Raw genomic sequence first — 9,958 nt, 5'->3', positions numbered from 1 at the left:
CGCGGGGTGGAGCAGCCCGGTAGCTCGTCAGGCTCATAACCTGAAGGCCGCAGGTTCAAATCCTGCCCCCGCAACCATGCAAAATTCTAAAACCCCGCTAAGTCAACGGCTTAGCGGGGTTTTGCTTGTCTGGAAAAGGCCGTAGGATGGCGAAATAACAAGCTCAAAATTTGGTATGGCTCTGTACAGACAGGTTGACGTCAGCATCGGCTTTTAGCGTCAGGGACAGAATGATTTTTCTCTGTCTTGATGGGGTGTGGATATGCTGATTGGGTCGATTGCGGCGGGGGGCACGGCATCCGGGGGGCAGGTTGCTGGCACTGAACTGGAACAGGCTGGTGCGGACAGTACCAAGACGGGAGAGAAAGCCGACAAAAACGCTGCCTATAATGAAAATCTCGAACAGGGAATGGATACGCTTCAGCAGAGCGATCCGGCCCTGTTTTCAAAGATCATGACAGCCGGAGAGTCCGGAAACGGCAACAGTCTCGTCGAGGACGAGCTTCAGGCTTACAAGGATGGCGATCTGACCAAGAGTCAGGCGATTGCGGCGATTTCCGGTGCGCAGTCACTGGCAAACAATAATGGTGGCGGACGGATCAGCAAGAAGGAGCGGGCCGAGGCGAAAGAGGTTCTTGGGGGAAGCTACATCAAAGGCGGCCAGACCCGCGCCGGTCATGCGATTCTCAAATTTCTTGAAGATACATCCCCGATTGCCCAGATCGTGAAGGGTATCAAATCCAAGACGTCTGACGGTCCGGGTAAAGAAACGGTCCTTCAGGCAGGAAGTGGTGCTTTGTCGACCGCGACACAGCAGGCCATGTCTGATCTGGAGCAGACAGATCCTTCTCTGGCCCAGCAGTTTTCGACGGATGCCAGCAAGAAGAATGGCAATGCCATGGCTCAGGATCTCGAAGTTGCTGGCGAAGAGGCGGCCAGTTCTGACGGGGCATTCTCCGATGCGGATGCTGCGGCACTGGGAAGCCAGATCGGGCAGATGGGAGCTGGTAAGGTCTCAAAGAAGGACGCCGCAGAGTTCGAGGCGGAGTTTGGTGAAGGTACGATTGATCGTGGCAGCACGAAGGCCGCAAAAGGGTGGGATAAATTTGAGACGGGAATGGGCAACTTCCTGTCTTCGATGGTCTCTCCGCTGACGGATGGTGTCGGCATGATCGACCAGTTTGCCAAGGGAAACAAAAGTCAGGGTCTGAAAGATCTTGGCGGAATGTTCGAAGGCGTTGCCAGCGATGCGGCGTTGCTCTTTGTCCCCGAAATCGCGCCCGAAGTGGATGGAGCGGAAGCAGCGGCCCGCACGGCCGAAGGCGTTACGCAGAGCGCGGAGAAGGGAGCATCTTCGATTGGCGACATTCTCAAAAGTGCTGCCGGGAAAGTTGGCAACGGGCTTATGACTGGTCTGGATACAGCCGATTATGGCTATAATCTTTACAGCATGGGACTGGGCGATCCGGTGGCGCAGCAGCACAAAAATACCGGCGAGGCCTGAAAAGCAGGCCGTCGCTTTGATTTGATATTGTGAAGGTAAAAGCCATGAACCGGGGCAATATTGCCCCGGTTCATGGTTGTTTCGTCTGATGCCGGATCAGGCATCTCCGAAGTCCGCCGTGTAATGCTGGCTTGTATCTTGTGCCATGGTCATCGGATTGGAGCTGGTCGCGTTGCGATCATCATCCGGGTGGATATAAGCGTTCCCGGTGCCCAGCTTTGACTCCATATAGGCGCCGCCGTCTTTCATGTCCTGCGTTGAGCCGTCATACCATCCGGTTACGGTCGCACGACCACCTGCGTCCTTCGTGATGGCGTTGGAAGGGGCGTCATTAGCAATACTCTGGCTATCGCCTGCGGTTTTGCCGTTGCCGTCAGAAACCTTGATGGAAGCGTTGCGTCCGTCGATGTAGCTGACATCGTCGTTATTGACGCCCTTGGCATCCGCATAGAATTCGAGGCGGCTGGCGGTGGACTGGAAATTGCCGGACGAGTCTGCTTCGGCGTCATAGCCGCCCTGACCATTCTCGTATTTCAGCGTGCCGGTCTGGCCGGGTTTGAGGTCGATCTCGGCTGTGGGCTGGGTTGTGGACCCACCGTTGAGAAACTGGCCGATCTTTTCGTCGTGATCGCTGGTGTTCGTGATGGTGGTGGTATTGGGGCCGTCTCCGGCACTGGTGCTGGACGTGCCAGACGTTGTCGCAGCGGGGCTGGACGCGTCACTCGAAGCCGGGGTTGTGGGCGACGTAGATCCTGCGGCCGGTGTTGCGGAGGCGGAAGACCCAGCAGCCGGAGAGATAGCCGGGCTTGTCGTATCGGAGCCGGGGCTTGTCGAGCCTTCCTTGTTTCCCTGCTTCAACAGAGCCATAAGTTCCTGAAAGACTTCCGCAAGTTTGGCCTCTTCCTGCGAGTTCTGGGTCCCGCTGCTCTGGCCTGCGCCGCTTGCGCTTCCGGTCCCGGAAGACAGGCTTCCGGACTGCATTGCGGCCATCAGTTCCTGGATCAGGCTCTGGGTGTCGGGCGTGATTGAAGTGCTCATGTCGTCCTCATCGTGCGGCTGAAAGCGGGCATGGCAAACGGATTCATGGCCGCGTTTTTCTGCACAGTCTGTTTACGATGCGAAGCTGACGTCAGCCTGATTTGAGCCCTGACGACGTTACGAGGGAAGGTTCTGAAGAATACGCGCAACCGGCTGGAAAAACTCAGGCGTGATTGTTGTTCCGGTTTTGAATTTCTCCGCAAGGTTTCGCGCAAGTTCATAATCCCAGACGACAGGAATGCGGCTCTCCTGAGCGATCGTGCGATAGATCTCCGCCTGTTCTCCATGCGCCCTGCAGACAATGCGCGGAAGAGGCGTCTGCGGCGGTTGATAGCGTAGGCCGATGACAACAGCGTTTCCACAAATCATGACGCTGGCCTGCTTCGGGCCAAGTGGTGCGGTATTGCGACGGGCCTGACTCTGGAGGCGACGCTGTTGGCGCTTGATCAGCGGGTTGCCTTGACTTTCCTTACGTTCGTTCTTTGCCTCGGTGGCCGTCATCCGCATTTCCTTGAGAAACATCTGCCGCTGGATCAGCAGGTCGATCACGCCGGCAACCATGTAGAAAACACAGGCGGCACCGAAAATCGGCATCAGCAGCGCCGAAAGGATGCGGGGCAGTTCGGTAATACCGGCTTCGGGCACACGGACGAGGCCGCCAATCGCACCATGAATAATCAGCGTCAGTGTTCCGCCGAAAAACAGAACTTTGACCAGAGACATGCCCAGATCCACGAAAGTCCGGGCCTTGAAGAGGTTTGCGAAGCCTGAAACCGGATTGATCTTCTCGAATTTCGGCATCACAGGATCGAGTGCGAAAACAAACCCGCCATTGGTCAGCAGCCTGACGAGAATGCCCGTGACGACGGCCAGAGCGAGAGGAGTCAGGGCGTCTTCGAGGCAGATGGTCCTCAGGGCCTGACCCACGCTTGCGATCCCGGATCTGAAATCCATCGTAAGAGCGTTCCCGACCGCATCCATCATCGTTTGCAGATGAACGGCAATCGCTTTTCGCCGCAAAAGAAGCCAGCCGATCAGAACGATGGTCACGACACCGGACTGAAGATCGGGAGCCTTGGCGATATGGCCTTTGCGGCGTTCATCCGCGAGTTTTTTGGCAGAGGCCGGGAGCGATTTTTCCTCGCTGCTGCTTCCGCTCATGGCTTCAGCAGTTGGTGCATAGTGCCAAGAATATCCCGCGAGGCGACAAGATCATGCCTCATGTATGACACGAGCCACGCGCAGTAGCCGAACATCATCAGGATGAAGACCAGATTGCGCAGGTTCGGGGCGAGATCATAAAGGTGCAGTTTCGGGATGGCGCGCATCAGGAGAATAACGCTCGCCTCACACAGCAGCATCGCCAGCATGACGGGAGCGCCGATTGAAAGGCTCACGGTCTCCAGCCGGTCAAGCAGACCCAGCAGAACAATGCCGCCGCCCGGCTGCGGCGCCAGCGCCAGAGCGAGCGGAGGCCAGAGCGTTTCGGACGACAGCAGCGTATCGGCCAGAAGATTGAGCCCCCCTGACAGGACAAACAGCGTCGTGACGGCAAGGGCAAAAAAACCGGCGGTTGTGGACTCCTGATTGCCGCTCCCCGGATCTTCGGCCTGTCCTTGCGTTGCGCTGCGCTGGGTGTCGAGCAGTTCGCCCGCGCACTGTACGCCCCAGATCGGCAGACTGATGAGCAAACCGATGATGACGCCGATCACCATTTCCTTGGCCCCGAGCATACCGAGCGCCATCAGGGAGCGGGGATCGGTGAGCAGTCCGGCATGGATCATGGGGGTTGCGGGAATGGCGAACGCAAAAGCAATGGCCCCCGTGATGGGGCCGCCAAGCTGCATGCGTGTAAAGACCGGCAACACGATGGCCGCCCCCGCCGGACGGCTCATCGCCAGCGCGATGGAGCTCAGCCAGGGCATCATCTGTTGTAGGACAGTAATGGAGTCAGTGGCAGGCACGGCTCAGAAGCGCGTCATGGCCGGGAAATCGGTCAGGACGTGTTCGGTAAAGGCCAGCAGAGGCGGGAAGAGCGTCGAGGCCATAAGCACCAGCGTCGCGCAGACGGCGACGACCTTGAAGGTCAGCGGCATTGTCTGGTCCTGAAGCTGCGTTACGGCCTGCAGAAGCCCGATCAGAAGCCCGACCACCAGCGCAATGGCCAGCGGTGGCCCCGCGATCGAGGCGAACAGGAAAAGCGCGGAAGAGAGTTCCTGCGTAAGGGCCGCATCATCCACAGGCGGTGTTCTCCCGCAGATGTGCGCGCCGCGTGGGCCTACGCATAGCTCATTACCAGCCCGTGCAGCAGGCGTGTCCAGCCGCTGGCCAGAACGAACAGCAGCAGCTTGAGCGGAACCGAAATCGTGTTGGGCTGCACCTGGGACAGGCCCATCGCGATCAGGATCGTGGTGACGACGAGGTCAATGGTGATGAAGGGTAGATAGATCAGGAAGCCAATTTCGAACGCGCGTTTGAGTTCTCCCGTCAGGAAGGACGGGAGAAGGATCGGGAGAGATTCCGGTGTCAGACTGTCGCGCATGTCCTCGGGCCACAGGCGCTGGGTGGCGTTCATGAAGAAATTGCGCTCGGGCGCCTGTGTGAAGCGGAGCAGATGCTGGGCAACGGGGGCCTGCACGCGTTCATAGGCATCCACATAATCCGTCAGCGTCTCGTATTTCTGGTCGCTCTCCATGGCCGCTTTGTAGATGTCGTGGCCGAGAGGCGCGGAAATGAAGAGCGTGAGGATTAGCGAAATCGCATAGAGCACGATATTCGGCGGCGACTGCTGGATGCCGAGAGCGGTGCGCAGCAGGAACAGGACGACCGAGATTTTCACGAACGACGTGGTGGTGATAACCGCGAGGATCAGGACGCCGAACCCAAGGGTCAGGACGAGGGCCGTGACGAGATTGGTGGAGCCGATCATGCGGTGATGATCCGCGTCACCCGGATGGCGACGGAGGACCCGAGATCCACGAGTTCGCCTTCGCCAATGCGGCGGCCATTGGCCATGATCGACACGGAACGTTCCGTGAGCGCGCCGATATCAATCACATGTCCTTCTCCGATCGTCCTCAGTTCGGCCAACGAGACCGGCATCCGCGCCAGTTCGAAGGTCAGGGGGATCTGAAGCTGCTCGATGGCGGAAGCTTCGACTGTTGTGGGCTGGTGCGGTTCGCTCACGGAGGACGGGGGTGTTTCAGTCATGCTGTTCCAATCTGCTGGCCAAATCCGGGCGAGAGGCACAAACCCGCCTTCAAAGACAATCCTGCTGCCGTCATGCCGGACCGCTGTGCCCAGCACGTCGCCCGCAACAATCACATGCCGGACCTGTGCCGCCGTCCCGAGAACCAGTCCGAAACCGGGGCCGAGCGCCATGAGGTCCTCGGGCGAGACCAGAACGCTGCCGATCCTCAGAGACAACATCACTGGCGGATCGGGAAACCGGCGCACAAGCGACGGTGCGAGACGGTACAACACAGGCATTAATGCCGAAGGCAGACGAAGCAGTCCGCAAAAGCTGCCCGTTGTATCAAAACGGGCCTCAAACCCGATCTCGACAAACTTGGGCCTGTGGGATGTGGCCTGCTGCGCCGGTTCGATCCGCGTGAACCGGAGCGGCGCATTTATCGCTGCCTCCAGCGTCGTTAGGCCCTGATCCAGCAAAAGCTCCAGAAGCAGCAGGGCTGCCGGCGCTTCCATCGGGGCGCGAGGCTTCGGCTCCGCCAGCGAAACCAGCCTCTGAAGGATCTCGTGAGGGAGAACACATTGCCCCTCCCTGTCACCGATCCGAAAACAGATCGCACTCCACTGTGCTGGTAAGAGGATCGGCGGCGTAAAGCGTACTGAAAGTCGCTCTTCGCCTACAGACAGCGCAAAGTCTTGCCGCCCGAGTAGACCTGCCGCCGAAGCGTCATAGCCCAGCGGCCTCGGCGTGAGGCGATGTATCGCGCGCGGCAGAGACAGCGTCATGGAGCGTTGAACCGCGACGTTGTGCTGCGTTGGCGGGTGAGCCGCCCGCTGCTCTGACGCATCATGGCAAGTTCCGCGATGTCCTGTTCCTCGCGCTGTTCCTGCGCCGTGCGGCGTTCTGTCAGAACGCGCTCCAACAGATCGCGCGCCTGTTTTTCGCGCTGTTCGTACTGCATCAGGAGGCGACGTGTTGCGGCAACGAGCTGCCGGGCTTTTTCGACGTCCCGTTCCGCTTGGGTGATCCCGTCTTTCAGGCGTTTTTCGTGACGGGCGAGCTCTTCAATATGCTCATGATCCCGACGTAGGAGCACGGCGCTGACCGGCGCATTCTGTGCGCGTGCGGCGATCTCCGCCTGAACCCCAAGCTGGTGTGCTTGATGGTCGGACAGGATCTGGCTGGCGTGGTTGAGACGAGCCAGACGCTGATCGGCCTGCGACGTTGCCGCCGATAGAAGCTGACGCGCCTCCGCGGCACGGCGCTGGCGCAGCGTCACAAGCTGTTGCGCTGCCTGCGGACTCAGGCGCAAAGACGGTTCAGCCATTCCAGCATCTCCGCAAAGGATGTCCTCTCGTCGTTGCCCTGACGCAGGAAACCCCGCAGCGCGCCAATTTTGGCAATCGCCTCGTCCGCCAGCGCGTCACCGCCGGGCTTGTATTCGCCGACCTGCAACAGAAACTCGATCTCCTGATATTTCGCCCACAGGCTCCGGATTTTCGTGGCCGCCGCCTGATGACGGGGATCGGTCACGAGAGACATCACGCGCGACCGGCTGGTCAGGACGTCAATCGCCGGATAATGCCCCGCCGCCGCCAGTGCGCGCGACAGAATGACGTGGCCGTCCAGAATGCCGCGTGTTTCTTCAGCAATCGGATCATCCATCCCGTCCTCGACCAGCACGGTATAAAACGCTGTGATCGACCCCCTCACCCCCATGCCCGCGCGTTCCATGAGCTGGGGCAGAGCTGCGAAAACCGAAGGGGGAAAACCGCGCCGCGTGGGCGGCTCCCCGGCAGCCAGTCCGATCTCGCGCAGGGCGCGGGCGTAACGGGTGATATTGTCCACGAACAGCAGGACCTTCAGCCCCTGATCGCGGAAATATTCCGCAACTGTCGTGGCGGCCTGTGCACAGACGACGCGCTCGGCGGCGGGCCGGTCAGAGGTGGCGACAATCAGGACAGCATTTTTCAGTCCGTCCGCCCCCAGATTATGCTCGACGAACTCGCGCACTTCGCGGCCCCGTTCGCCCACCAGCGCCACGACCGCGACATCGGCGGAACTGCCCTTGACGATGGCGGACATCAGCGTGGATTTGCCTGCCCCGGCCTCGCCATACACCCCGAGCCGCTGCCCTTCGCCACAGGTCAGCACCCCGTCCAGAGCACGCAGCCCGACGGGTAGCGGCCGGTCGATTGATTGACGCTCCATGGCGGGAGGGGGTGCAGCATAGACGGAACGTGATGGTCCGGCTGGCAGTGGCCCCAGACCATCAATCGGCGTACCAAGCGCATCGAGCACCCGGCCCAGGAGCCGTTCGCCGACCGGGAAGCTGCGTCGCCCTCCGGTCGTGACGACTTCCGTGTCCACTGAGACGCCTTCGAGGCCGCCCATTGGCGTCATGAGGACTTCGTTTCCGTCCAGCCCCACCACCTCGGCATCCAGAGACCAGTCGCGGTCGCGGTTCTGCAACCGGCACAGATCGCCCACGGCCACATTCGGCAGAATGGCGCGGATAATGGTTCCAGTGGCGCTCACGACGCGCCCCTGCATCGGATGTGTGTCGATCCCCGCCGCCCGTGAGCGCAGCATGGGGAGGAGGGTTTTCATCCGCGCGATGACATGATCGGCCGTCTGCGACGGATCGCGGCTCACCTGCATCCGGGGCAGAGGATCAGCCTGCCGGTCCTGCGTCACGGGCGCGCCGGAAAGACGGGGCATGCCTTCCGGTTCCGGGTTTTCAAAAGCCGGATCGCGTTTGATGAGAGACGCTCCGGACTGATCGGCCCGTGCGTCCTGTGTTTCGGGATCGGGACGGGAAACGGCCTGTTCCGCGTCTTCGAGGGGCAGGTCCTGCTCGGATTGCGTTTTGTCTGTCTGCTGAAACATGTGCAGGCGGACGAAATCCGCTTCCAGCGCACTGGCGAGAGACACAGCCGGATGCGCGGCCTCCATGATCCCGTCCGCGGAAACCGTATCGTCCGGAGCCTGAGAAGACGGCGTGAGCGGGATGTCAGTCATGCTGCATCCATTGTGCGCTGAGATGTTCCCGCAGCACGGCAAGCTGGGCGTCGACGCCCAGTTCCGCCACACCGAGTTCGCTCTCCAGCACACACCGTCCGGGCGACAGCATCGGGTCGATCTCAAGACGCAGGCCGGGATTATGGACCGTCAGGTCTTCCACGACCGGGCGCAGGATGTCAGCACAGTCGGACGCCACCCGTAGCGTGGCGAGCGTACCATGCCTGATTTTCCCTAGTGTATGCCTGATGGCGGCCGGAAGAGCGCTCCCGATATCAAGCCGCCCGAACAGATCCGTCACGACGTCCGTCACAATGGCCGGAAGGCTCGTTTCCAGATCCCGAAGCACTTTTGCGACCGCTTCGTCCGTCACGAGAAGACGACGCGCCATTTCTGCTGAGGCTTTGTCATGGCCGGTCTGATAGCCACGTCGACATTCCGCATTATAGGCGTTCCGTGTGGCGGACAGCAGCATCGTGGCGTTGCGGATGGCGGTGTCATAGGCCAGGGACGCGTCGCACCAGGCGCTCATGTCTTCAGGGCGCAAGACCGTCGTGGAAGGCCGCATCCGCGAAAACATCCGTTCAGACATGCGTGACAATCCCTTCCGCGACTTTCAGGATGATCGGGTCGTACGCGCTGGAGGCTGCGGGCAGACGGGTCCTTGCGGGCAGTTTCAGTGTGGCGAGACGCCCGTAATCTCCGACCAGACTGTCGCGCCAACGGATCAGACAGGACCAGCCGCAGTCGGTGACGGCTCTTGCGAGGCCGGGAAGATCCCTGTCGGGTTCAGTTGGTGTGCCTGCGGACGGGATTGACAGACCGGCCTGCGCCCAGTGAGCCCCGTTACGGATACCAAACAGCCTGACGCCTTCGCCCAATGCGGCATCAAGGGCCGTAATCGCCTGACGGTCCACCTGTTTGGCCAGACTGCGCCAGTGAACGACGGCGCCCATACGACGTCCTGCGCTCTGAAGACGATCCTCTGACTGAAGCGCCAATGCTTCCAGCGGGCCTTGTGGAGCGTGGGCTGGTGGCAGTCCCTCACAATCCAGCAATTCAATCAGACGTTCTGACAGTCTCGAACAGGTCTGGAGTTTCTGGACCGTATCGCGGTGCAGCATCGGCAGGCGCAGTTGCAGATGAGACGGATGAATACTCGCCAGCATCTGACTATAGTCTGACCCGGAAGATGCGCTCATGCT

Annotated in this window: 11 protein-coding genes and 1 tRNA gene; 2 read left to right on the top strand and 10 right to left on the bottom strand. The window is 60.5% G+C overall.

Annotated features, from left to right (window positions below; genetic code table 11):
- Nucleotides 1-77, top strand: a tRNA-Met gene (locus JK213_RS08565).
- A 179-nt stretch (nucleotides 78-256) separates the two neighbouring features.
- Complete coding sequence (locus tag JK213_RS08560) at nucleotides 257-1,504, top strand: hypothetical protein (protein WP_194262427.1); 1,248 nt, start codon at nucleotides 257-259, stop codon at nucleotides 1,502-1,504.
- 96 nt (nucleotides 1,505-1,600) lie between these two features.
- Here JK213_RS08560 and JK213_RS08555 read toward each other — a convergent pair whose 3' ends face one another.
- From JK213_RS08555 to JK213_RS08510, 10 genes are all read right to left on the bottom strand, one after another.
- Nucleotides 1,601-2,542, bottom strand: coding sequence for a hypothetical protein (locus JK213_RS08555; protein ID WP_194262428.1), 942 nt, complete (start codon nucleotides 2,540-2,542; stop codon nucleotides 1,601-1,603).
- Nucleotides 2,543-2,659: 117 nt separating this feature from the next.
- On the bottom strand, nucleotides 2,660-3,703 hold the full coding sequence (locus tag JK213_RS08550) for an EscU/YscU/HrcU family type III secretion system export apparatus switch protein (protein WP_194262429.1): 1,044 nt from the start codon (nucleotides 3,701-3,703) through the stop codon (nucleotides 2,660-2,662).
- A complete protein-coding gene (sctT, locus tag JK213_RS08545) occupies nucleotides 3,700-4,506 on the bottom strand; it encodes a type III secretion system export apparatus subunit SctT (RefSeq protein ID WP_194262430.1) in 807 nt (268 codons plus the stop codon). Before sctT ends, JK213_RS08550 begins: the two co-directional genes overlap by 4 nt.
- 3 nt (nucleotides 4,507-4,509) lie before the next feature.
- Nucleotides 4,510-4,782: an EscS/YscS/HrcS family type III secretion system export apparatus protein gene (locus JK213_RS16070; protein WP_062029805.1), complete on the bottom strand. Its 273-nt coding sequence runs from the start codon at nucleotides 4,780-4,782 to the stop codon at nucleotides 4,510-4,512.
- 38 nt (nucleotides 4,783-4,820) lie between these two features.
- A complete protein-coding gene (sctR, locus tag JK213_RS08535) occupies nucleotides 4,821-5,471 on the bottom strand; it encodes a type III secretion system export apparatus subunit SctR (RefSeq protein WP_062029803.1) in 651 nt (216 codons plus the stop codon).
- On the bottom strand, nucleotides 5,468-6,517 hold the full coding sequence (locus JK213_RS08530; protein ID WP_194262431.1) for a FliM/FliN family flagellar motor switch protein: 1,050 nt from the start codon (nucleotides 6,515-6,517) through the stop codon (nucleotides 5,468-5,470). The genes sctR and JK213_RS08530 overlap by 4 nt, the downstream gene beginning before the upstream one ends.
- Nucleotides 6,514-7,059, bottom strand: a complete 546-nt coding sequence (locus JK213_RS08525) for a hypothetical protein (RefSeq protein WP_194262432.1) — start codon at nucleotides 7,057-7,059, stop codon at nucleotides 6,514-6,516. Before JK213_RS08525 ends, JK213_RS08530 begins: the two co-directional genes overlap by 4 nt.
- The gene (locus JK213_RS08520) at nucleotides 7,035-8,753 is read right to left on the bottom strand and encodes a FliI/YscN family ATPase (RefSeq protein ID WP_228125498.1); all 1,719 of its coding nucleotides are present in this window, start codon (nucleotides 8,751-8,753) and stop codon (nucleotides 7,035-7,037) included. The genes JK213_RS08525 and JK213_RS08520 overlap by 25 nt, the downstream gene beginning before the upstream one ends.
- Nucleotides 8,746-9,345, bottom strand: coding sequence for a hypothetical protein (locus JK213_RS08515; protein WP_194262433.1), 600 nt, complete (start codon nucleotides 9,343-9,345; stop codon nucleotides 8,746-8,748). Before JK213_RS08515 ends, JK213_RS08520 begins: the two co-directional genes overlap by 8 nt.
- Nucleotides 9,338-9,955 carry a hypothetical protein gene (locus JK213_RS08510; RefSeq protein ID WP_194262434.1) on the bottom strand — a complete coding sequence of 206 codons (618 nt, stop codon included), beginning with the start codon at nucleotides 9,953-9,955 and terminating at the stop codon, nucleotides 9,338-9,340. The genes JK213_RS08515 and JK213_RS08510 overlap by 8 nt, the downstream gene beginning before the upstream one ends.
- Nucleotides 9,956-9,958 lie beyond the last annotated feature (3 nt).

The sequence above is a fragment of the Gluconobacter sp. Dm-44 genome, assembly GCF_018256175.1.
GTDB classification, from domain to species: Bacteria; Pseudomonadota; Alphaproteobacteria; order Acetobacterales; family Acetobacteraceae; genus Gluconobacter; species Gluconobacter cadivus.
The sequence above is the reverse complement of the archived record's forward strand: the minus strand, read 5'-3'. Positions and strand labels throughout refer to the sequence as shown.